The organism is Butyricicoccus porcorum, from assembly GCF_051246315.1.
Lineage (GTDB): Bacteria > Bacillota > Clostridia > Oscillospirales > Butyricicoccaceae > Butyricicoccus_A > Butyricicoccus_A porcorum.
Genome location: NZ_CP178353.1, coordinates 446,107 through 465,051, shown reverse-complemented (window position 1 = coordinate 465,051; position 18,945 = coordinate 446,107). Strand labels below are relative to the sequence as shown.

Annotated in this window: 34 protein-coding genes; all 34 read left to right on the top strand. The window is 55.7% G+C overall.

Annotated features, from left to right (window positions below; all coding sequences use genetic code 11):
• Window positions 1–89: 89 nt before the first annotated feature.
• The gene (locus ACLM7Z_RS02215; protein WP_087022586.1) at window positions 90–389 is read left to right on the top strand and encodes a hypothetical protein; all 300 of its coding nucleotides are present in this window, start codon (window positions 90–92) and stop codon (window positions 387–389) included.
• 12 nt (window positions 390–401) lie between these two features.
• Complete coding sequence (locus ACLM7Z_RS02210) at window positions 402–899, top strand: DedA family protein (protein ID WP_087022583.1); 498 nt, start codon at window positions 402–404, stop codon at window positions 897–899.
• A 139-nt stretch (window positions 900–1,038) separates the two neighbouring features.
• Entirely contained in the window at window positions 1,039–2,016 is a 978-nt protein-coding gene (dusB, locus tag ACLM7Z_RS02205) for a tRNA dihydrouridine synthase DusB (protein WP_435645539.1), read from the top strand.
• Between the two features lies 1 nt (window position 2,017).
• On the top strand, window positions 2,018–3,283 hold the full coding sequence (locus ACLM7Z_RS02200) for a sigma-70 family RNA polymerase sigma factor (RefSeq protein ID WP_273350564.1): 1,266 nt from the start codon (window positions 2,018–2,020) through the stop codon (window positions 3,281–3,283).
• A gap of 492 nt (window positions 3,284–3,775) precedes the next feature.
• Window positions 3,776–4,087: a 30S ribosomal protein S10 gene (rpsJ, locus tag ACLM7Z_RS02195; RefSeq protein WP_087022573.1), complete on the top strand. Its 312-nt coding sequence runs from the start codon at window positions 3,776–3,778 to the stop codon at window positions 4,085–4,087.
• 84 nt (window positions 4,088–4,171) lie between these two features.
• Window positions 4,172–4,807, top strand: a complete 636-nt coding sequence (gene rplC, locus ACLM7Z_RS02190; RefSeq protein ID WP_087022568.1) for a 50S ribosomal protein L3 — start codon at window positions 4,172–4,174, stop codon at window positions 4,805–4,807.
• A gap of 23 nt (window positions 4,808–4,830) precedes the next feature.
• Complete coding sequence (gene rplD / locus ACLM7Z_RS02185; protein WP_087022565.1) at window positions 4,831–5,454, top strand: 50S ribosomal protein L4; 624 nt, start codon at window positions 4,831–4,833, stop codon at window positions 5,452–5,454.
• Window positions 5,454–5,747, top strand: a complete 294-nt coding sequence (rplW, locus tag ACLM7Z_RS02180; RefSeq protein ID WP_435645538.1) for a 50S ribosomal protein L23 — start codon at window positions 5,454–5,456, stop codon at window positions 5,745–5,747. Before rplD ends, rplW begins: the two co-directional genes overlap by 1 nt.
• Before the next feature lie 73 nt (window positions 5,748–5,820).
• Entirely contained in the window at window positions 5,821–6,654 is an 834-nt protein-coding gene (gene rplB, locus ACLM7Z_RS02175) for a 50S ribosomal protein L2 (RefSeq protein ID WP_087022559.1), read from the top strand.
• Between the two features lie 18 nt (window positions 6,655–6,672).
• Window positions 6,673–6,954 (top strand): 30S ribosomal protein S19, encoded by a 282-nt coding sequence (gene rpsS, locus ACLM7Z_RS02170; RefSeq protein ID WP_087022556.1) that lies wholly within the window; start codon window positions 6,673–6,675, stop codon window positions 6,952–6,954.
• A 24-nt stretch (window positions 6,955–6,978) separates the two neighbouring features.
• Window positions 6,979–7,314: a 50S ribosomal protein L22 gene (gene rplV, locus ACLM7Z_RS02165; RefSeq protein WP_435645537.1), complete on the top strand. Its 336-nt coding sequence runs from the start codon at window positions 6,979–6,981 to the stop codon at window positions 7,312–7,314.
• A 13-nt stretch (window positions 7,315–7,327) separates the two neighbouring features.
• Window positions 7,328–8,092, top strand: coding sequence for a 30S ribosomal protein S3 (gene rpsC, locus ACLM7Z_RS02160; protein WP_273350248.1), 765 nt, complete (start codon window positions 7,328–7,330; stop codon window positions 8,090–8,092).
• Window positions 8,092–8,517: a 50S ribosomal protein L16 gene (rplP, locus tag ACLM7Z_RS02155; protein ID WP_087022547.1), complete on the top strand. Its 426-nt coding sequence runs from the start codon at window positions 8,092–8,094 to the stop codon at window positions 8,515–8,517. The genes rpsC and rplP overlap by 1 nt, the downstream gene beginning before the upstream one ends.
• A complete protein-coding gene (gene rpmC / locus ACLM7Z_RS02150; protein WP_087022544.1) occupies window positions 8,517–8,717 on the top strand; it encodes a 50S ribosomal protein L29 in 201 nt (66 codons plus the stop codon). Before rplP ends, rpmC begins: the two co-directional genes overlap by 1 nt.
• A 15-nt stretch (window positions 8,718–8,732) precedes the next feature.
• A complete protein-coding gene (gene rpsQ, locus ACLM7Z_RS02145; RefSeq protein WP_087022541.1) occupies window positions 8,733–8,990 on the top strand; it encodes a 30S ribosomal protein S17 in 258 nt (85 codons plus the stop codon).
• Between the two features lie 12 nt (window positions 8,991–9,002).
• Window positions 9,003–9,371 carry a 50S ribosomal protein L14 gene (rplN, locus tag ACLM7Z_RS02140; RefSeq protein WP_087022538.1) on the top strand — a complete coding sequence of 123 codons (369 nt, stop codon included), beginning with the start codon at window positions 9,003–9,005 and terminating at the stop codon, window positions 9,369–9,371.
• Between the two features lie 15 nt (window positions 9,372–9,386).
• The gene (rplX, locus tag ACLM7Z_RS02135; protein WP_087022536.1) at window positions 9,387–9,704 is read left to right on the top strand and encodes a 50S ribosomal protein L24; all 318 of its coding nucleotides are present in this window, start codon (window positions 9,387–9,389) and stop codon (window positions 9,702–9,704) included.
• 16 nt (window positions 9,705–9,720) lie between these two features.
• Window positions 9,721–10,263, top strand: coding sequence for a 50S ribosomal protein L5 (gene rplE / locus ACLM7Z_RS02130; RefSeq protein ID WP_087022533.1), 543 nt, complete (start codon window positions 9,721–9,723; stop codon window positions 10,261–10,263).
• 13 nt (window positions 10,264–10,276) lie between these two features.
• Window positions 10,277–10,462 (top strand): type Z 30S ribosomal protein S14, encoded by a 186-nt coding sequence (locus ACLM7Z_RS02125; RefSeq protein ID WP_087022530.1) that lies wholly within the window; start codon window positions 10,277–10,279, stop codon window positions 10,460–10,462.
• Between the two features lie 172 nt (window positions 10,463–10,634).
• Window positions 10,635–11,030 carry a 30S ribosomal protein S8 gene (gene rpsH, locus ACLM7Z_RS02120; protein WP_087022524.1) on the top strand — a complete coding sequence of 132 codons (396 nt, stop codon included), beginning with the start codon at window positions 10,635–10,637 and terminating at the stop codon, window positions 11,028–11,030.
• A gap of 13 nt (window positions 11,031–11,043) precedes the next feature.
• Window positions 11,044–11,589, top strand: a complete 546-nt coding sequence (gene rplF, locus ACLM7Z_RS02115) for a 50S ribosomal protein L6 (RefSeq protein WP_087022520.1) — start codon at window positions 11,044–11,046, stop codon at window positions 11,587–11,589.
• 16 nt (window positions 11,590–11,605) lie between these two features.
• A complete protein-coding gene (gene rplR, locus ACLM7Z_RS02110; RefSeq protein ID WP_087022516.1) occupies window positions 11,606–11,965 on the top strand; it encodes a 50S ribosomal protein L18 in 360 nt (119 codons plus the stop codon).
• Between the two features lie 18 nt (window positions 11,966–11,983).
• Window positions 11,984–12,481, top strand: coding sequence for a 30S ribosomal protein S5 (rpsE, locus tag ACLM7Z_RS02105; RefSeq protein ID WP_087022513.1), 498 nt, complete (start codon window positions 11,984–11,986; stop codon window positions 12,479–12,481).
• 19 nt (window positions 12,482–12,500) lie between these two features.
• The gene (gene rpmD, locus ACLM7Z_RS02100) at window positions 12,501–12,683 is read left to right on the top strand and encodes a 50S ribosomal protein L30 (protein ID WP_087022510.1); all 183 of its coding nucleotides are present in this window, start codon (window positions 12,501–12,503) and stop codon (window positions 12,681–12,683) included.
• A 13-nt stretch (window positions 12,684–12,696) separates the two neighbouring features.
• A complete protein-coding gene (gene rplO / locus ACLM7Z_RS02095) occupies window positions 12,697–13,137 on the top strand; it encodes a 50S ribosomal protein L15 (RefSeq protein ID WP_087022507.1) in 441 nt (146 codons plus the stop codon).
• Window position 13,138: 1 nt separating this feature from the next.
• Entirely contained in the window at window positions 13,139–14,419 is a 1,281-nt protein-coding gene (gene secY / locus ACLM7Z_RS02090) for a preprotein translocase subunit SecY (protein ID WP_087022504.1), read from the top strand.
• A gap of 50 nt (window positions 14,420–14,469) precedes the next feature.
• Complete coding sequence (locus ACLM7Z_RS02085) at window positions 14,470–15,105, top strand: adenylate kinase (protein WP_087022501.1); 636 nt, start codon at window positions 14,470–14,472, stop codon at window positions 15,103–15,105.
• 5 nt (window positions 15,106–15,110) lie between these two features.
• The gene (map, locus tag ACLM7Z_RS02080; RefSeq protein WP_087022499.1) at window positions 15,111–15,878 is read left to right on the top strand and encodes a type I methionyl aminopeptidase; all 768 of its coding nucleotides are present in this window, start codon (window positions 15,111–15,113) and stop codon (window positions 15,876–15,878) included.
• Window positions 15,879–16,017: 139 nt separating this feature from the next.
• Window positions 16,018–16,242 (top strand): translation initiation factor IF-1, encoded by a 225-nt coding sequence (gene infA / locus ACLM7Z_RS02075; protein ID WP_087022496.1) that lies wholly within the window; start codon window positions 16,018–16,020, stop codon window positions 16,240–16,242.
• Between the two features lie 79 nt (window positions 16,243–16,321).
• Complete coding sequence (rpmJ, locus tag ACLM7Z_RS02070; protein ID WP_087022493.1) at window positions 16,322–16,435, top strand: 50S ribosomal protein L36; 114 nt, start codon at window positions 16,322–16,324, stop codon at window positions 16,433–16,435.
• A gap of 35 nt (window positions 16,436–16,470) precedes the next feature.
• Entirely contained in the window at window positions 16,471–16,836 is a 366-nt protein-coding gene (rpsM, locus tag ACLM7Z_RS02065; RefSeq protein ID WP_087022490.1) for a 30S ribosomal protein S13, read from the top strand.
• A 16-nt stretch (window positions 16,837–16,852) separates the two neighbouring features.
• Complete coding sequence (gene rpsK, locus ACLM7Z_RS02060; RefSeq protein ID WP_087022487.1) at window positions 16,853–17,254, top strand: 30S ribosomal protein S11; 402 nt, start codon at window positions 16,853–16,855, stop codon at window positions 17,252–17,254.
• Window positions 17,255–17,272: 18 nt separating this feature from the next.
• Window positions 17,273–17,866 (top strand): 30S ribosomal protein S4, encoded by a 594-nt coding sequence (gene rpsD, locus ACLM7Z_RS02055; protein ID WP_087022483.1) that lies wholly within the window; start codon window positions 17,273–17,275, stop codon window positions 17,864–17,866.
• Between the two features lie 59 nt (window positions 17,867–17,925).
• The gene (locus ACLM7Z_RS02050; protein WP_087022478.1) at window positions 17,926–18,873 is read left to right on the top strand and encodes a DNA-directed RNA polymerase subunit alpha; all 948 of its coding nucleotides are present in this window, start codon (window positions 17,926–17,928) and stop codon (window positions 18,871–18,873) included.
• Window positions 18,874–18,945 lie beyond the last annotated feature (72 nt).

Sequence of the window (18,945 nt, the reverse complement as noted above, 5' to 3'; positions counted from 1 at the left end):
GTAAAATGTTAAGATTTCGCTTGAAACACAGAGGGAAAGGCGATATGATAAACAAAAGAGGGAAACCATAACAGGGAGACACAAAACCGATGAAGCTGCTGACCGCGACTCTGCTCCCGCTGGAGTTGAGCGCACAGATCAAAGATGAGATTTTGCCGATTGTGCTGTTCTTTGGCATGTTTTTCGTTGTATTCAGCCTGGGCGGGGGTATCATCCGGCATATGCCGCGCAAGCCTGGCTCCATGCTCGATGAGATCCTGAACGAAACCTGGGATGACAACGAAGATCAGAAGGACGAAGAACGGAACGCCGATGCATCGGAACAGGCTGCGGCGGAGCCGGTGCAGGGCGAACAGACCGACGCCGCAGACGGATACGACAGGAAGTGAGGAAAAAGAAGCATGGAATTAGGCACTGTTCTGGGGCTGCTGTCTCAATATGGCGTGCTGGTTCTGCTGGTTGTCACCTTTCTGGAGGCGCTGAACTGTCCGGGCATGCCGGCGGGCATTATTTTGCCTGCGGCGGGCATATACGCTGCGCACAACAGCGTGTCGATAGTTGAAATTATCGGCCTGACCGTGCTGGGCGGTATGGTTGGCAGCGTCGTTCTGTATATCATCGGACGGATTGGCGGACAGCCGTTGCTGGACTGGCTGAAAAAACACAGCAAGCACGCGCAGCGTGCCTCCGAACGCTGTGAAGAGTTTTTGGAAAAGGGTGGATTTCTGACCGTATTTGTCGGACGCATTGTGCCGGTGGTGCGCACGATTTTCCCCCTGCCGGCGGGCGCATTCCGCGTGGCGGTCTGTCCGTTCCTGACGGCCAGCGCACTCGGCATCGCGTGCTATAATATTGTGTGCGTAGGTGCGGGGTATTACTTCGGACATGCGTTCCTGTAAGATATCGTTCAAATGGAAATTGCGGCGGAGCAGACAGCTCCGCCGCTTTTTGTTTGGGCGGAGAAAACCGCATGATCTTGCAACTTGCGCCAAACAATGCTACACTAACAGTGATTTTATCTTTCACAGGAGTGACTTTATGTCTGGCTTTACAATTGGAAATGTGAATATAGCGGGGCGCTTTATCATGGCGCCGATGGCAGGCGTAACCGATCGTGCATTCCGGCAGATCTGCCGTGAGTGCGGCGCGGCGATGACCGTCAGCGAGATGATCTCGACACAGGCGCTGCTGTTCCAGGATAAAAAGACGCGGGAGCTGCTGTCGCTCGCGCCCAATGAAAAGCCGGGCTGGATTCAGATTTTCGGCAGCAATCCGGCGTATATGGCGGCGGGCGCACAGAAGGCGCTGGACATTTCCGGCGCGGCGCTGGTCGATATCAATATGGGCTGTCCCGCGCCCAAGATCGTCAAAGGCGGCGACGGCAGTGCGCTGATGAACAATCCGAAGCTGGCGGCGCAGATCATCCGCGCGGTGGTCGATGCGGTTGACGTGCCGGTGACGGTCAAGTTCCGCAAGGGCTGGGATGAGGAACATCAGAACTATCTCGATTTTGCAAAGATGGCGGAGGAATGCGGCGCGGCGGCGGTTACCCTGCATGGGCGCACCCGCACGCAGATGTACGCCGGAAAGGCAGACTGGGAGGCGATTGCGGCAGTGAAACGCGCGGTGTCTATCCCGGTTATTGCAAATGGCGATGTGGCCAGCGCGCAGGATGCACAGGATATTTTACAGGCGACGGGTGCGGACGCAGTTATGATCGGACGCGGCGCACTCGGCAACCCGTGGCTGTTTGCACAGTGCGCGGCGCTGGATGAGGAGTGCGAGATTCCGCCGCTGCCGCCGCTGGCAGAGCGCATGCAGACCGTGCGCCGCCAGATCACGCTGGCAGCGGAGCACAAGGGCGAGCGCATCGCCCTGCTGGAGGCGCGCAAGCACTTCGCATGGTATCTCAAGGGTGTGCGCGGCACGAAGAAGCTCAAGGCGCGTATTTCCTCGCTGACGTCGTTTGCGGAGCTGGACGCACTGCTCGCAGAGGCGTCCGGACTGGAGGCGTGACATGTTTGACGAAAACAGCATTGTCGACCGCATCCTGAGTGGTGACGACTCGGCATTTGAACGCCTGATTGACCGGTATGAGCACCGGGTTTATCAGTATGCCCTGCGCTTTCTCGGTCGGCAGGAGGACGCCTGCATTGCGACGGAGGAGATTTTTTACCAGATCTACCGCAAGATCCAGACGTGTACGGATACCAAGCTGTCAACCTGGGTGTTCCGCATCGCGGCGAATGTATGTGCGGAATACCCGCACCGCAGGCGTGGTTCCAAAAACTCGGTTCTGTCAGATATGTTCCACCTGCGTGACAGCTCCGAGCGGGGAGAACAGGACCTCAATGAAGGCATTCAGGTCATTCTGCTCCGGCTGACCCGGCAGCAGCGCGAGGTACTGCTGCTGCGCGATCTGTGCGGGCTGAACGATGAGGAGACCGGGCAGGTGCTCGGTCTGGATGAAAACGGCGTACGGCAACGCCTGTCACGCGCGCGCAAGAATCTGCGCGAGCTGCTGCTGCGGCAGGGAATTCTCGAGCAGCCGGAAGAGAACAGCGCACCCAAAGCCGAGTGTCTGGATTACCGCGAGCTGTGCAGCCAGTATGTCGATGAATATATTTCCGATTCGGACAAGGCGGCACTGCTCGACCATATTCAGGAGTGTCCCGCATGCGCGGCGTATCTGGCAGACCTCACGCGGATCGGCCGTTCGCTGACCCATATGGAAGAGGAGGCACCGCCGCAGGAGCTGCGGGAAAAGATCATCACTGCGGCGCGCAGACAGGCTGAGCACGTGCAGCAGCGCCGCAGGCGCGCAGCACACTGGCCGCTGATCCTCGTTTTTTCCGTTACAGCGATCATGCTTGTGCTGCTCAGCAGCGGTGCGCTCGGCGGGCTGTTTGTCAATTCCTACCGCGGAGCAACTGTCCCGCAGGAGGGAGCCGATGGAGAAGACCGGAGCGACCAGCTTGCCCCTGTGCTTCAGGAGGAGATTATGATTCCGGATTTGGTGGCGTCTAACAGCTATGCGTTTGTCATTGCCGCAGAGGGCAACACCGATCTGCCGGAGCTGTCTGCCTCGGCGACACTGCTTTCGGGCGATGTGGGCGACGGCGTGGAGTATTATATGGTGGACAACGACCTGAATCTGGTGCAGAAGCTGACCGATGGCATGGAATCGGTCGGGTATGAAATGGAGACAGTGAACAACAACCAGCTGGTCATTTCGTCCGGCGCCACACAGGGGCTGGTTATCGTCATCCACAGGGATTCGTGACAGGTGGAACAGGGCGCTTTGGCGCCCTGTTTTGTGCGCCTTTGAGGAGGATTCTTGCGTGCTCGCGCCCGTTGTGCTGAAATCACAAAAGAACCGCGTAAATTTCGTAAAAATCAGCAAATATTTTCTTGACATCACAGAGAAACTAGTATAGAATATAGAAGCACTCGCGAGAGCGGGTGAGCGATGATGCCGGAGATTGCTGCCAGGCGCAGGTAACTTCGGCGGAGTAAGTCCGACAATCGGGCGGTTGAGACAACTGCTAACCTATCACTGGAATGTTCCCACGTAAGCTCGGGACTGCCAGCGCGTGCGCTGGAAAGCCGACAGCCGGAACCACTGCGGTGCAAAACAAGCCGGATCGCTGAACAACACTATCGTTTTGCCCGGTTTTTCTTATGCCCTGACGTGATACACACGGACGGGTTGCAGTATCTCTCCGAACGCAAGGACACATTTTAATAATGTAGTGTTCGAGGAGGAAAACACACAATGGCTAATGCAGAGAAAATCAGAATCAGACTGAAAGCTTATGACCATTCGCTGATCGATCAGGCATCTGAGAAGATCGTAGAGGCTGCCAAGCGCACCGGCGCAAAGGTATCCGGCCCGATCCCGCTGCCGACCGAGCGCGAGGTTGTTACCATTCTTCGTGCGGTACACAAGTATAAGGACAGCCGCGAGCAGTTCGAGCGCCGTACCCACAAGAGACTCATCGACATCATGAACGCAGGCAAGAACACGGTTGAGACCCTCATGACCCTCGACCTGCCGGCTGGCGTTGAGATCGAGATTAAGCTTTAATGCCTGCGCCGCATCAGAGCGGCAAGGTCAAGTTGGTGGGCGGAAACCGCGCATCAACCAATAACCTACAAGGAGGAAAAACAAATGCAAAAGGCAATCATCGGCAAGAAAATTGGCATGACCCAGATTTTCGACGCTGACGGCAAGGTAATTCCGGTTACCGTAATCGAAGCTGGCCCGTGCTCCGTCACCCAGATCAAGACGGAGGAGAAGGAAGGCTACAACGCAGTACAGCTCGGTTTCGCCGACGTTCAGGAGCGCAAGCTCAACAAGCCGCAGCTCGGCCACCTGAAGAAGGCCGGCGAGGCGGTTAAGAAGTACCTCAAGGAATTCCGTCTTGACGACATGTCGTCCTACAAGCTGGGCGATGTACTCAAGGCTGACGTATTCGCCGAGGGCGACAGCGTAGACATCACCGGCATCAGCAAGGGTAAGGGCTACGCAGGCGTCATCAAGCGCTATGGCGCACATCGTTCCCCGATGAGCCACGGTGCCGGCCCGATGCACAGACATCAGGGCTCCATGGGTTCCTGCTCCGATCCGTCCCGTATCTTCAAGGGCAAAATGATGCCTGGCCAGATGGGCAACGAGCAGGTTACCGTACAGAATCTGGACGTTGTTAAGGTTGACGCTGAGATGAACATGATCGCAGTCCGCGGCGCCGTTCCGGGCCCGAAGGGCGGAATCGTGTTCCTCAAGAATACCGTTAAGAACGCCTGAGGAAAGGGAAAGGAGGATACATCATGCCTAATGTAGCAGTATATGATATGACCGGTGCAAAGACCGGCGAGATGGAGCTGAGCGCTTCCGTATTCGGCATTGAGCCGAACGAAGTTGTCCTTCATGCTGCTGTCAAGAATTATCTTGCAAACCAGAGACAGGGCACCCAGTCCACCCTGACCCGTACCGAGGTTCGCGGCGGCGGCATCAAGCCGTGGCGCCAGAAGGGCACCGGCCGTGCCCGTCAGGGTTCCATCCGCGCTCCGCAGTGGACGCACGGTGGCATCGCACTCGGCCCGAAGCCGAGATCCTACAACTACTCGCTGAATAAGAAGACCCGCCGCCTGGCGCTGATCTCCGCACTGTCCGCTAAGGCAGCTGCCGGCGAAATCATCGTTGTCGACGGTCTGGACATGAGCGAGATCAAGACCAAGACGTTCGCAGCTTTCCTGAAGGCTGTTGACAGCACCGGCAAGAGCCTGGTTGTCACCCCGGAGGTTCGCAAGAACGTTGTCAAGTCCGCAGCGAACATCCCGGGCGTACGCACGACCCCGGTTGCAACGCTGAATGTATACGACATCCTGAACGCTGACAAGTTCATCATCGACAAGGCAGCGGTTGCAAAGCTTGAGGAGGTGTACGCATAATGAAGACGGCTTACGACATCATTAAGAAGCCGGTCATCACCGAGCGTTCCATGTCCGGCATCGGCGAGAACAAGTACGTTTTTGAAGTGCTGGTGAGCGCAAACAAGGTTGAGATCAAGAAGGCGATCGAAGAGATCTTCGGCGTCCAGGTCGCTTCCGTCAACACCGTCAAGCTTCCGGAAAAGTGGAAGAGAATGGGTGTTCACACCGGTAAGACTCCGGCAATGAAAAAGGCCATCGTAACCCTGAAGGCCGATTCCAAGCCGATCGAGATCTTCGAGGGTATGCTCTAAGTCCCGGTCAGCGGGAACCCGAACCGTGCCGAAACCGGCACACGTTTGATATCACTTAAAGGAGTTGAATAACATGCCGATAAAGACCTATACTGCGTCCACTCCGTCGAGACGCAACATGACCGTCGTCGATTACAGCGGTCTTTCCAAGGTCAAGCCTGAAAAGAGCCTTCTCGCACCGAAGAAGAAGAACGCAGGCCGAAACAGCTATGGCAGAATCACCGTACGCCACCAGGGCGGCGGCAACAAGCAGAAGTACAGAATCATTGACTTCAAGCGCGACAAGATGGACATGAACGCTACCGTCCTGACCATCGAGTACGATCCGAACCGCTCCGCAAACATTGCGCTGGTTCAGTATGAAGACGGCGAGAAGAGATATATCATCGCGCCGCAGGGCCTGTCCGTAGGCGACACCGTCACATCTTCCGCAGAGGCTGACATCAAGCCGGGCAACTGCCTGCCGATCGAGAACATCCCGGTTGGTACCATCATCCACAACATCGAGCTGTACCCGGGCAAGGGTGCGCAGCTGGTTCGCTCCGCAGGCGGCGCTGCACAGCTGATGGCAAAGGAGAACGGCGTTGCTCAGGTACGTCTGCCGTCCGGCGAGTACCGCTATATCCGCCTGAACTGCAAGGCAACCATCGGCCAGGTCGGCAACGTCGACTACAGCAACAGAAAGCTGGGCAAGGCCGGCAAGACCCGTCACCTGGGCATCCGCCCGACCGTCCGTGGTTCCGTCATGAACCCGTGTGACCATCCGCACGGCGGCGGCGAAGGCAAGAGCCCGGTAGGTCGTCCGGGACCGGTAACTCCGTGGGGCAAGCCGGCTCTGGGCTACAAGACCAGAAAGACCAAGAATCGTACTGACAAGCAGATTGTCAGACGCCGCAACGGTAAGTGAGAAAGGAGAACATAAAGAATGGGCAGAAGCATTAAGAAGGGCCCTTTTGTGGCTCCTGAGCTTATCAAAAGGGTTATCGCACTCAATGAGGCCGGCGAGAAGAAGGTTCTGAAGACCTGGTCCCGTGCATCGACAATTTTCCCGGAATTCGTTGGTCACACGATTGCTGTGCATGACGGACGCAAGCACGTTCCGGTATATATCACCGAGGACATGGTTGGTCATAAGCTGGGCGAGTTTGTCCCGACCCGCACCTACAAGGGTCATGCCGGCAGCAAGACCTCCAATAACGGCAAGTAAGGCTGAAGGAGGATAATTAGAAAAATGGAAGCAAGAGCAATTTTGAGAAATGTTCGCATCGCTCCGCGCAAGGTAAAGGTTGTATGTGACCTGATCCGCGGCAAGAGCGCAGCAGAAGCAAATGCGATCATGATGAATACTCCCAAGGCTGCATCCGAAATCTTAGTCAAGCTCTTAAAGAGTGCTGTAGCTAACGCAGAGAACAACCACAACATGGATCCGGAAAAGCTCTACGTTGCTGAAGTATCCGTTTCTCCTGGACCGATCATGAAGCGCATCCGTCCGATGTCTCACGGCCGCGCATTCCGCATCCTGAAGAGAACATCTCACATCACTCTGGTACTCAAAGAGAAGGAATAAGAGGAGGTAGACTATGGGTCAGAAAGTTAATCCGCACGGTCTTCGTGTCGGCGTAATTAAAGATTGGGATTCCCGTTGGTTTGCCAAGGACAACGAGTTCGGCGACCTCCTCGTGGAAGACTACAACATTCGTAAGTATCTGAAGAAGACCCTGCAGGCTGCAGGCGTTCCGACCATCGAGATCGAGCGCAGCAACGGCAGAGTGAAGATCTTCATCTCCTGCGCTCGCCCGGGCATCGTTATCGGCAAGGGCGGCGAGGATATCGAAAAGCTCCGCAAGGAAATGGAGAAGATGCTGGGCAAGCCGGTATCTCTCAACATCATCGAAATCAAGAACCCGGACACCAACGCACAGCTGGTTGCCGAGAACATTGCTTCCCAGCTGGAAAAGCGCATCGCATTCCGCCGCGCAATGAAGCAGTGCATGGGCCGTGCAATGCGCATGGGCGCCAAGGGCATCAAGATCAAGTGCGGCGGCCGTCTGAACGGCGCCGAAATCGCACGCAGCGAGTCCTACCATGAGGGCACCATCCCGCTGCAGACCCTGCGCGCAGACATCGACTACGGCTTTGCCGAGGCAAACACCACCTACGGCAGAATCGGCGTCAAGGTTTGGATCTACAAGGGCGAAGTCCTCCAGGGCGGCCCGCGTCTGAACCGCAACATCGAGGCACCGAAGCCGGCATTTGATCGCCGCGACCGCCGTGATCGCCGTGATCGCCGCGACCGCCGCGGCGGTGGTTTCCGTCGCCAGAGACAGGAAGGAGGCAACCGCTAATGCTTCTCCCGAAGAGAGTTAAGTACCGCAGAGTACACAGAGGCCGCATGAAGGGCAAGGCTCAGCGCGGCAATTTCGTATCCCATGGCGAGTACGGCCTTCAGGCAACTGAGCCGGCATGGGTAACCTCGAACCAGATCGAGGCAGCCCGTATCGCAATGACCCGTTACACCAAGCGTGGCGGTCAGGTTTGGATCAAGATTTTCCCGGATAAGCCGGTATCGAAGAAGCCGGCCGGCACTCGAATGGGTTCCGGTAAGGGCGCACCGGAGTACTGGGTAGCAGTTGTTAAGCCGGGCCGCGTCATGTTTGAGATCGCAGGCGTATCGGAAGAGCAGGCCCGCGAGGCACTCCGTCTGGCATCCCACAAGCTGCCGCTGAAGACGAAGTTCGTCAAGCGTGAAGAAAAGGTTGGTGAAGAATAATGAAGGCGAAAGAGATCAGAGAGCTGAGCGCAGAAGAGCTCGAAGTCAAGCTCGTAGAGCTGAAGAAGGACCTCTTCAACCTGCGTCTCCAGCACGCAACCAACCAGCTCGACAATCCGACGAGAATTGCAGATGTCAAGCGCGATATTGCCAGAGTCAACACTATTCTCCGTGAGCGTCAGCTTGCGGAAAAGGCGTAAGGGAGGTAACTACTAATGTCTGATAGAGCTTTCCGCAAGACAAGAGTCGGCAAGGTCGTTTCTGACAAAATGGACAAGACGATTGTCGTTGCGATCGCGGACAGCGTTCAGCATCCGCTGTACAAGAAGATCATCAAGAGAACCTACAAGCTCAAGGCTCATGACGAGAACAATGAGTGCCGCGTAGGCGACACCGTTCGCGTTATGGAGACCCGCCCGCTGTCCAAGGACAAGCGCTGGAGACTTGTAGAAGTCATCGAAAAGGCGAAGTAAGGAGGAGCGCACATGATTCAGCAGGAAACATTTCTCCGCGCAGCCGATAACTCCGGCGCCAAGGAGCTGAAGTGCATCCGTGTTCTGGGCGGCTCCGCACGCAAATATGGCAACATCGGCGATGTTGTCGTCTGCTCGGTTCGCAAGTGCACCCCGGGCGGAGGCGTAAAGAAGGGACAGGTCGTCAAGGCCGTTATCGTCCGCTCCCGCAAGGGCGTACGCCGTGCTGACGGCAGCTACATCCGTTTCGACGAGAACGCGGCTGTCATCATCAGAGAAGACAAAAACCCGCAGGGTACCCGTATTTTCGGGCCTGTTGCAAGAGAGCTGCGCGATAAGGACTACATGAAGATCCTGTCGCTGGCTCCGGAAGTACTGTAAGGAGGTCGTCCGGTAATGAATACTCTGCATGTAAAGAAGGGCGACACCGCAGTCGTTCTTTCCGGTAAGGAAAAGGGCAAGAGTGGCAAGATCATCGCTGTTTCCCCGAAGAAGGCACAGGTTGTCATCGAGGGCGTTAACATGCTGACCACCCACGTCAAGCCGCGCCGCCAGGGCGAGACCGGCGGCATCGTAAAGCGCGAGGGTGCCATCCGTGCCTGCAAGGTAATGGCTGTCTGCCCGAAGTGCAACAAGCCGACCCGTCCGGCTCACAAGTTCCTGGAGGACGGCACCAAGGTTCGCGTCTGCAAGCATTGCGGCGAAGTATACTAAGAGGAGGTTGTAACAAATGCCAGTATTAAAGGATAAATATCAGGCAGAGGTTGCTCCTGCTCTGATGAAGAAGTTCGAGTACAAGAGCCCGATGCAGATCCCGACCCTCGACAAGATCGTCATCAACGTCGGCTGCGGCACCGAGGCAAACGGCAACGCCAAGGTACTCGACGCAATCGTTCGCGACATCACCGCGATCACCGGCCAGAAGGCTATCGTAACCTACGCAAAGAAGTCCATCGCAAACTTCAAGCTGCGTGAGGGCATGCCGGTTGGCGTAAAGGTTACCCTGCGCGGCAACCGTATGTGGGAGTTCCTCGATCGTTTCTTCAACATCGCACTTCCGCGTGTCCGCGACTTCCGCGGCATCAACCCGAATTCCTTCGACGGCCGCGGCAACTACGCAATCGGCCTGAAGGAACAGCTGATCTTCCCGGAAATCGAGTACGATAAGATCGACAAGATCCGCGGCATGGACATCGTAATGTGCACCACCGCAAAGACCGATGAAGAAGCTCGTGAGCTGCTCGCAGCTCTGGGCGCACCGTTTGCGAAGTAAGGAGGCGTAGAAAATGGCTAAGAAGGCAATGGTTCTCAAGCAGCAGGCAAAGCCGAAGTTCTCTACCCGTGCGTACAACCGCTGCAAGATCTGCGGCCGCCCGCACGCTTACCTGCGCAACTACGGTATCTGCCGTATCTGCTTCCGTGAGCTGGCTTACAAGGGCCAGATCCCGGGCGTAAAGAAGGCATCCTGGTAATTTAACCCGTGAAAAACAGCTGACAGAAGGCGTCTGACGCCGTCTGTTGACTGTTTCTCTATATCATTCATTTCTGTAAGTATCATCCCGCAGCCGGTCAGGCAGGTTTTGCCGAACCGGTTCGGAAAAGTGGAGAGAGACTCTCTCTAACTTCTGTAAGGAGGACAAAGTAATGCAGATCACAGACCCGATTGCGGATATGTTAACCCGCATCAGAAATGCGGGCACTGCGCGCCACGCGACTGTTGACGTCCCGGCTTCCGGCATGAAGAAGTCTATTGCTCAGATTCTTCTGGACGAAGGCTACATCAAGGACTTCAAGGTTATCGAAGGCGGCCAGGGCACCATCCGCATCACCCTGAAGTACACCGCAAACAATGAGAAGGCAATCACCGGCCTCAAGCGCGTTTCCAAGCCGGGCCTCCGCGTCTACGCTGGCGCACAGGAGCTGCCGAAGGTACTGCGCGGCCTCGGTATTGCCATCATTTCCACGTCTAAGGGCGTCATGACCGACAAGAAGGCTCGCGAGCTGAACGTCGGCGGCGAAGTCCTGGCGTTCGTATGGTAAGGAGGTACTGACTATGTCTAGAATTGGTAGAATGCCGATCACAGTACCGGAAGGCGTCGACGTAAAGCTCGACGGCAATACCATCACCGTCAAGGGCAAGAACGGCACCCTGACCCGTGATATCCATCCGGCTATGACTGTTGCTGTTGAGGGCAACACCATCACCGTAACCCGTCCGAACGACGAAAAGCAGAACCGTGCGCTGCACGGCCTGTCCCGCACCCTGATTAACAACATGGTGATCGGCGTAACCGAGGGCTTCAAGAAGGTTCTGGAAGTCAACGGCGTCGGCTACCGTGTACAGAAGCAGGGCAAGACGCTGACCATGAACCTGGGCTACTCCCATCCGGTCATCGTCGAAGAGATTGATGGTATCAAGATTGATGTCGAGGGCACCAACAAGATCATCATCTCCGGTCCGGACAAGCAGAAGGTCGGCCAGTTTGCAGCAGAAGTCCGCGAGAAGAGACCGCCGGAGCCGTACAAGGGCAAGGGCATCAAGTACGCAGACGAAGTTATCCGCCGCAAGGAAGGCAAGACCGGCGCGAAGAAGAAGTAAAGGAAGGTGTGCCTAAATGGTTTCAAAGAAAGACTCTAACAAGCAGCGTCTTAGACGCCATAAGAGAGTACGCGGCGCAGTTTCCGGTACTGCTCAGCGCCCGCGTCTCAATGTATTCAGAAGCTCCAAGAACATTTTCGCTCAGGTGATCGACGATGTTCAGGGCGTAACGCTTGCAGCTGCATCCTCCACCGAGAAGGACTTCAGCGAGTACGGCGGCAACAAGGAAGCTGCACGCAAGGTCGGCATGATGATCGCTGAGCGTGCAAAGGCTAAGGGTATCGAAGAAGTCGTGTTTGACCGCGGCGGCTACGTTTACCATGGCCGTGTCAAGGAACTCGCAGAAGGCGCCCGCGAGGGCGGCCTGAAGTTTTAATCGGAAGGAGGTTATTACATGGCTGGTAAGTATGATCGCGGCGAATCCGAATTTCAGGAAAGAGTCGTCGCATTAAATCGAGTATCGAAGACCGTCAAGGGCGGCCGTATCTTCAAGTTCGCGGCTCTCGTAGTAGTCGGCGACCAGAAGGGTACTGTCGGTTTCGGCCTTGGTAAGGCTTCCGAAGTTCCGGACGCTATCCGCAAGGGCATCGAGGACGCAAAGAAGAACCTGGTTAAGGTCAGCCTGAAGGGCACCACCATCCCGCACGAGGTAATCGGCGAGTTTGGCGCGGGCCGCGTCCTGCTGAAGCCGGCTGCTCCCGGTACCGGCGTTATCGCCGGCGGCGCAGTCCGTGCAGTCGTAGAAATGGCAGGCATCCAGGACATCCGTACCAAGTGCCTGCGTTCCAACAACCCGCAGAACGTTGTTTCGGCAACCATCGAGGGTCTGAAGGAACTGCGCGACGCATCCCAGGTTGCTGCTGTTCGCGGCAAGTCGGTTGACGAACTTTAATAAGGAGGGGTAGTTCATCATGGAAAACCTGAAGATTACCCTGGTTAAGAGCCTGTCCGGCAGAAAGCAGAAGCATATTGCCACGGCTCATTCCCTGGGACTCAAGACGATTAACGATGTAACCATTCAGCCCGACAATGCGCAGACCCGTGGCAAGATCGCTCAGATCAGCTACCTGCTCAAGGTCGAGGCTAACGCATAAGGAGGTGTAGAACATGAAGTTACAGGATCTCAAGCCGGCGGAAGGTTCTACCCAGCCTGCATACCGCAAGGGCCGCGGCGCTGGTTCCGGCAACGGCAAGACTGCCGGCCGTGGACACAAGGGTCAGTGGGCTCGTTCCGGCGGCGGTGTCCGTCCGGGATTTGAAGGCGGCCAGATGCCGCTCGCACGCCGCCTGCCGAAGCGCGGTTTCCACAACATTTTCGGCACTGAGAATGCAGTGGTCAATGTTTCCGATCTGAATAAGTTCGAAGACGGTGCAGTTGTCACTGTCGCTGACATGGTCGAAGCAGGTCTTGTCAAGAAGACGCTCGATGGTGTCAAGGTTCTGGGCAATGGTGAAATCACCAAGAAGCTGACTGTCCAGGCAGCTGCTTTCTCTGCTTCCGCAAAGGAGAAAATCGAGGCAGCAGGAGGAAAGGCCGAGGTGGTATAAGGTGTTTGAGACCTTAAAATCCGCCTGGCATGTGCCGGAACTGAGAAAGAAGCTGATTTACACAGCTTTCATTATCCTCCTGTTCCGCATAGGCTCCTCTATCCCCGTACCTTATATTGATATTACGGCACTGGCACAGTACTTTGATTCCGTATCAAACACCATGCTCGGCTTCATGAACGTATTTGCCGGCGGCGGCCTGTCGAATGCGACGATTTTCGCCATGTCCGTCACGCCGTATATCAACGCCTCCATCATCATCCAGCTGCTCACGGTTGCCATTCCGGCACTGGAGCGCATGGTCCGCGATGGCGGCGAGGAAGGCCGCAAGAAGCTCTCAGCGATCACCCGTTACCTCGGCGTGGCGCTGGGTCTTCTCCAGGGCTATTCCTATTATGTTCTGCTCAGAAGCAACAGCCTCATTGAGTACACCGACTTCTGGCATGGACTGGTCATTGTTCTGACTTTCACCGCCGGCACCGCGCTGATTATGTGGATGGGCGAGCTCATCACCAAGAACGGCGTCGGCAACGGCATCAGCATCCTGCTGTTCGCGGGCATTGTTTCCAGAGGACCGGCAATGGTTTCCTCCCTGGTTGAAATGATCCGCGGTGGCCTGAGCTGGGTTGTCGCAGCGCTGGTTGTTCTGGTTTCGCTTGCAATCATTGTGTTTGTCGTCTTCATTTCGGACGCCGAGCGCCGCATTCCGATCCAGTATGCAAAGCGCGTCGTCGGACGCAAGATGTACGGCGGCCAGTCGACACACCTGCCGATCAAGGTCAATGCCTCCGGCGTTATGCCGATCATCTTTGCCGCTTCGATCATGTCGCTGCCGGCAACCATCAAGATGATGGTCAATCCGCAGGCGGGCTCGCTGAGCGATACCATCTTCAACTGGTTTTCGTCCAATCATCCGGTTTACATTGTGCTGTATATCCTGCTGATCTTTATGTTCAGCTACTTCTATGCAGCGATTCAGTTTAATCCGATTGAAATTGCGAACAACCTCAAGAAGAACGGCGGATTTATTCCGGGCTTCCGTCCGGGCCGCCCGACCTCCGACTTCATCACCAAGGCACTTGGCAAGGTGACGTTCCTCGGAGCCATTTTCCTGAGCATCGTCGCGGGTATTCCGCTGATCGTCGGTGCACTCAATTCCAGCCTGAGCAGCGTCGCGCTGGGTGGTACTTCGGTACTGATCGTCGTCGGCGTCGCACTGGAAACCGTCCGTCAGCTGGAGAGCCAGCTCATGATGAGAAATTATAAGGGATTCCTTGAATAAAAATGTTGCAATTCCAGGAATAAGCGGCTATAATAGAGGAGATCGAGAAAATGAAACTCGTTTTATTAGGCGCTCCGGGCGCCGGTAAGGGCACACTGGCGGCTTACCTCATCGAGAAGATGGGCATTCCGTCGATCTCTACCGGCAACATGCTCAGAGAAGCAATCAAAAATCAGACCGAGCTCGGTCTGAGCGCGAAGAAGTACATGGATGCCGGCGATCTCGTTCCGGATGAGGTTGTCATCGGCATGATTAAGGAGCGCCTTGCAAAGGACGACTGCGCAAACGGCTGTATCCTTGACGGCTTCCCGCGCAACATCCCCCAGGCGGAAGCTCTGGAGAAGGTTGTACCGATGGACTGCGCACTGTCCATCGAAATCCCGGATGAGACCATTGTAGCTCGCATGAGCGGCAGACGCGTATGCCTCAAGTGCGGCGCAACCTACAATGTCAACAGCGAAGCGATGGCTCCGAAGCAGGAGGGGATCTGCGACGTATGCGGCGATGCGCTCGTTATCCGCAAGGACGACGCGCCGGAAACCGTACTCGCTCGCCTGGATACCTACCACAAGCAGACCGAGCCGGTCAAGGGCTTCTATGCTGATCTCGGCAAGCTGAAGAGCATTGAAATCGACAACGATTTCGAGCGCACCAAGAAGCTGGCCTGCGAAGCACTGGGGATTTAAACGAGATGATCAGATTAAAATCCAGCAAAGAGCTGGAATTTATGCGTCAGGCAGGACGAATCACCGCAGCGGCACGCGCCGCTGCGGCTCGTGCTGTCCGGCCAGGGGTCACCACAGGTGAAATCGATAAAATCGTACGGAGAACCATTGAGCAGGCAGGGGCAACCCCGTCTTTCCTCGGTTATGGGGGGTTCCCGGGAAGCGCCTGTGTTTCGATCAACGATGAAGTAATCCATGGCATCCCCTCGCGTTCCCGTGTCATTCACGAGGGTGATATTGTCAAGGTGGACGTCGGCGCGTATATCAACGGCTTCCACGGCGACTGTGCCGCCACCATCCCCTGCGGAGAGGTGTCGGAAGAGGCAAGAAAGCTCATCGAAGTGACCCGACAGAGTTTCTATGAGGGCATCAAGTTTGCCCGCAAGGGCAATCGAATATCAGACATTTCCCATGCCATTCAGACATATGTTGAGGCGCATGGCTTTTCGCTGGTGCGCGATTATGTCGGACATGGTGTAGGTGCAAAGCTGCATGAAGATCCCGAAGTACCGAACTTCGGGCAGCCCGGACACGGCGTGCGGCTTCTGCCGGGAATGACCCTCGCCATTGAGCCTATGGTAAATGTAGGAACGTATGCAGTCAAATGCCTGTCTGACGGCTGGACCGTCAAGACGAAGGATGGAAAGCTGTCTGCGCACTACGAAAATTCGGTTGCGATCACCGAAGGGGAGCCGTATATTCTGACTCTCCTGGAAAACGGAGAAGAATGGTGACACAGAGCACCGAACCCACATGATTTGAGAATTCCCGCGTGCGGCTGCGGACAGGAGATGCTGAATCCTGTCTTTTTTGCGCGGGGCCCAGGCAAATAATGCAGGGCTGTAGACTTCATTGACAAAGGGAGGAATTGAGATGCCGAAAGAGGACTTAATTGAACTGGAAGGTACCGTCATAGAGGCGCTGCCAAACGCTACCTTTAAGGTAGAACTGAACAATCCGGCCAAGCCGGTCATTCAGGCTCACATCTCCGGTAAGCTTAGAATGAACTATATCCGCATCCTGCCCGGCGATAAAGTAACCGTTCAGGTCTCCCCGTATGACCTGACAAAGGGCAGAATCACCTGGAGATCCAAATAAATTCCAGATTATTCACTCCCGGACAAGGGGTTTTCCTGCGTCCGGGCTTCGACACAACCTTACTATGGAGGTTATTCTAATGAAAGTAAGACCGTCGGTAAAACCGATTTGCGAAAAGTGCAAGATCATTCGCCGCAAGGGTCGTGTCATGGTAATCTGCACGAACCCGAAGCATAAGCAGAAGCAGGGCTAATTCCCAGTCAACCACACAGGAGGTGCGTTAATAATATGGCAAGAATTGCCGGTGTAGACCTTCCGAGAGAAAAGCGCGTAGAAATTGGCCTGACCTATGTCTACGGCATCGGACGGAAGCTGTCCAACGAAATTTTAGCAAAGGCCGGAATCAATCCGGATACCCGTGTTAAGGATCTGACCGAAGCAGACGAAATCAAGCTGCGTGAGATCATTCATGATTATACTGTAGAGGGCGACCTGCGCCGTGAAGTTGCGCTGAACATCAAGCGCCTGGTAGAAATCGGCTCGTACCGTGGCGTTCGCCACAGACGTGGCCTGCCGGTTCGCGGTCAGCGCACCAAGACCAACGCTCGTACGCGCAAGGGTCCGAAGAAGACCATTGCGAACAAGAAGAAGTAAGGAGGCGTACTGAAAAATGGCAAAGGCACAGAAGAAGGGCGCCGTTTCTCGTAAGCGCCGCGTAAGCAAGAACATCGAAAAGGGTGCGGCTCATATCCGTTCCTCCTTTAACAATACCATTGTCACCATCAGCGACCTGAACGGCAACGCGATTTCGTGGGCATCCGCCGGCGAAATGGGCTTCCGCGGTTCCAGAAAGTCCACCCCGTTTGCGGCTCAGACCGCTGCGGAGACCGCTGCAAAGGCTGCAATGGAGCACGGCCTGAAGACTGTTGAAGTCTACGTAAAGGGCCCGGGTTCCGGCCGTGAGGCTGCAATCCGCGCACTTCAGGCAACCGGTCTGGAAGTAACCATGATTAAGGATGTTACCCCCATCCCGCACAATGGCTGCCGCCCGCCGAAGAGAAGAAGAGTTTAATAAGGAGGACACAGACCTATGGCAAAGAACACACAGCCGATTCTCAAGAGATGCAAGACCCTGGGCATTTCTCCGGCCGTTCTGGGCGTTTCCAAGGAAACCAAGAGAAACCCGAAGCAGTCGAGAAGAAAGCAGTCTGAATACGCTCTGCAGCTGAATGAGAAGCAGAAGGTTAAGTTCATTTACGGCGTCCTGGAGACCCCGTTCAGAAGATATTACGAAAAGGCTGAGAAGATGGAAGGCAAGACCGGCGAAATGCTGCTCCAGCAGCTGGAGCGCCGCCTGGACAACGTCGTATTCCGTCTGGGCTTCGCTAAGACCCGCCGTGAGGCTCGTCAGCTGACCTCCCATGGCCATTTTACTGTAAACGGCCAGAAGGTAAACATCCCATCTTACCTCGTCAAGCCGGGCGACGTTGTCGCTGTCTGCGAGAAGAGCCGCTCTTCCGCTAAGTTCAAGGCTCTGATCGAGGAGCTGGGCTCTGCTTCCACCCCGAAGTGGCTGGAGCGCGAGAAGGACAGCTTCGAAGGTAAGGTTGTTGCACTGCCGCAGCGCGACGACATCGACTACGAAGTTGCTGAACACCTCATCGTCGAGCTGTATTCCAAGTAAGAATTGCCCTCATTTGTTTGTTTCATTATTTCGCCGACTGATAAGGAGGGTATCATTAAATGATCGAAATTGAAAAGCCCCGTATAGACTGCGAAAACCTTGCAGAAGATGGGTCCTACGGCAAGTTTGTCGTTGAACCGCTGGAACGCGGCTACGGAACCACTCTCGGCAACTCCCTTCGCCGCATCCTGCTGTCGTCCCTGCCTGGCACGGCGGCCAGCAGCATCAAGATCGCCGGCGTACAGCATGAGTTCTCCACCATTCCCGGCGTAAAGGAAGACGTTACGGAAATCGTGCTGAATGTCAAGGGCATTATTGCAAAGCTCTACTGTGACGGCCCGAAGACCGTCTATATTGAGGCAAGCGGGGAAGGCACTGTCACCGCTGGCGACATCCATTCCGATGGTGAGGTCGAGATCCTCAACCCGGACCTGCACATTGCGACGCTCATGAGCGACGCGCGCCTGTCCATGGAGATCACTCTGACCAATGGCCGCGGCTATGTCTCCGCAGAGCGCAACAAGCAGTATCAGACCGCTATCGGCGTGATCCCGGTAGACTCGATCTATACGCCGGTCTATAAGGTAAACTACACAGTTGAAAATACTCGTGTCGGCAACATGACCGATTACGACAAGCTGACGCTGGAGGTCTGGACCGACCGCACGATCACCGCAAAGGATGCAGTATCGCTCGGCGCAAAGGTACTGACTGACCACCTGTCTCTGTTTGTCGACCTCTCTGAGGAAATCGGTTCCCATTCCACCGTTGTTGAGAAGGCGGAGACACAGCATGATAAGGTGCTTGAGATGACCATCGAAGAGCTGGACCTGTCCGTCCGTTCGTTCAACTGCCTCAAGCGCGCCGGCATCAACACGGTAGAAGACCTCATCAACACTTCCGAAGACGACATGATGAAGGTGCGCAACCTCGGCAAGAAGTCGCTGGAGGAAGTTATCTTCAAGCTGGAGGCAATGGGTCTGTCCCTTGCCAAGAGCGAAGACTGATTTTTCACTTAAACCACATCCGCGGAACCCGGCGTTTTTTGCCGGGCGCCCCGCAGGGAATAGACAGACCTG

Bases quoted from the DNA above. Each gene is read 5' to 3' on its own strand.
- rplX (WP_087022536.1), top strand. From the start codon at position 9,387: ATGAATACTCTGCATGTAAAGAAGGGCGACACCGCAGTCGTTCTTTCC.
- dusB (WP_435645539.1), top strand. From the start codon at position 1,039: ATGTCTGGCTTTACAATTGGAAATGTGAATATAGCGGGGCGCTTTATC.
- rplC (WP_087022568.1), top strand. From the start codon at position 4,172: ATGCAAAAGGCAATCATCGGCAAGAAAATTGGCATGACCCAGATTTTC.
- infA (WP_087022496.1), top strand. From the start codon at position 16,018: ATGCCGAAAGAGGACTTAATTGAACTGGAAGGTACCGTCATAGAGGCG.
- ACLM7Z_RS02215 (WP_087022586.1), top strand. From the start codon at position 90: ATGAAGCTGCTGACCGCGACTCTGCTCCCGCTGGAGTTGAGCGCACAG.
- ACLM7Z_RS02210 (WP_087022583.1), top strand. From the start codon at position 402: ATGGAATTAGGCACTGTTCTGGGGCTGCTGTCTCAATATGGCGTGCTG.
- ACLM7Z_RS02200 (WP_273350564.1), top strand. From the start codon at position 2,018: ATGTTTGACGAAAACAGCATTGTCGACCGCATCCTGAGTGGTGACGAC.
- rplB (WP_087022559.1), top strand. From the start codon at position 5,821: ATGCCGATAAAGACCTATACTGCGTCCACTCCGTCGAGACGCAACATG.
- rpmJ (WP_087022493.1), top strand. From the start codon at position 16,322: ATGAAAGTAAGACCGTCGGTAAAACCGATTTGCGAAAAGTGCAAGATC.
- rplW (WP_435645538.1), top strand. From the start codon at position 5,454: ATGAAGACGGCTTACGACATCATTAAGAAGCCGGTCATCACCGAGCGT.
- rpsK (WP_087022487.1), top strand. From the start codon at position 16,853: ATGGCAAAGGCACAGAAGAAGGGCGCCGTTTCTCGTAAGCGCCGCGTA.
- rpsM (WP_087022490.1), top strand. From the start codon at position 16,471: ATGGCAAGAATTGCCGGTGTAGACCTTCCGAGAGAAAAGCGCGTAGAA.
- rplF (WP_087022520.1), top strand. From the start codon at position 11,044: ATGTCTAGAATTGGTAGAATGCCGATCACAGTACCGGAAGGCGTCGAC.
- rplE (WP_087022533.1), top strand. From the start codon at position 9,721: ATGCCAGTATTAAAGGATAAATATCAGGCAGAGGTTGCTCCTGCTCTG.
- rpsC (WP_273350248.1), top strand. From the start codon at position 7,328: ATGGGTCAGAAAGTTAATCCGCACGGTCTTCGTGTCGGCGTAATTAAA.
- rpmD (WP_087022510.1), top strand. From the start codon at position 12,501: ATGGAAAACCTGAAGATTACCCTGGTTAAGAGCCTGTCCGGCAGAAAG.
- ACLM7Z_RS02050 (WP_087022478.1), top strand. From the start codon at position 17,926: ATGATCGAAATTGAAAAGCCCCGTATAGACTGCGAAAACCTTGCAGAA.
- rpsJ (WP_087022573.1), top strand. From the start codon at position 3,776: ATGGCTAATGCAGAGAAAATCAGAATCAGACTGAAAGCTTATGACCAT.
- rplN (WP_087022538.1), top strand. From the start codon at position 9,003: ATGATTCAGCAGGAAACATTTCTCCGCGCAGCCGATAACTCCGGCGCC.
- ACLM7Z_RS02125 (WP_087022530.1), top strand. From the start codon at position 10,277: ATGGCTAAGAAGGCAATGGTTCTCAAGCAGCAGGCAAAGCCGAAGTTC.
- ACLM7Z_RS02085 (WP_087022501.1), top strand. From the start codon at position 14,470: ATGAAACTCGTTTTATTAGGCGCTCCGGGCGCCGGTAAGGGCACACTG.
- rplO (WP_087022507.1), top strand. From the start codon at position 12,697: ATGAAGTTACAGGATCTCAAGCCGGCGGAAGGTTCTACCCAGCCTGCA.
- rplV (WP_435645537.1), top strand. From the start codon at position 6,979: ATGGAAGCAAGAGCAATTTTGAGAAATGTTCGCATCGCTCCGCGCAAG.
- rpsD (WP_087022483.1), top strand. From the start codon at position 17,273: ATGGCAAAGAACACACAGCCGATTCTCAAGAGATGCAAGACCCTGGGC.
- rpsQ (WP_087022541.1), top strand. From the start codon at position 8,733: ATGTCTGATAGAGCTTTCCGCAAGACAAGAGTCGGCAAGGTCGTTTCT.
- rpsH (WP_087022524.1), top strand. From the start codon at position 10,635: ATGCAGATCACAGACCCGATTGCGGATATGTTAACCCGCATCAGAAAT.
- rplR (WP_087022516.1), top strand. From the start codon at position 11,606: ATGGTTTCAAAGAAAGACTCTAACAAGCAGCGTCTTAGACGCCATAAG.
- rpmC (WP_087022544.1), top strand. From the start codon at position 8,517: ATGAAGGCGAAAGAGATCAGAGAGCTGAGCGCAGAAGAGCTCGAAGTC.
- rplP (WP_087022547.1), top strand. From the start codon at position 8,092: ATGCTTCTCCCGAAGAGAGTTAAGTACCGCAGAGTACACAGAGGCCGC.
- rpsE (WP_087022513.1), top strand. From the start codon at position 11,984: ATGGCTGGTAAGTATGATCGCGGCGAATCCGAATTTCAGGAAAGAGTC.
- map (WP_087022499.1), top strand. From the start codon at position 15,111: ATGATCAGATTAAAATCCAGCAAAGAGCTGGAATTTATGCGTCAGGCA.
- rpsS (WP_087022556.1), top strand. From the start codon at position 6,673: ATGGGCAGAAGCATTAAGAAGGGCCCTTTTGTGGCTCCTGAGCTTATC.
- rplD (WP_087022565.1), top strand. From the start codon at position 4,831: ATGCCTAATGTAGCAGTATATGATATGACCGGTGCAAAGACCGGCGAG.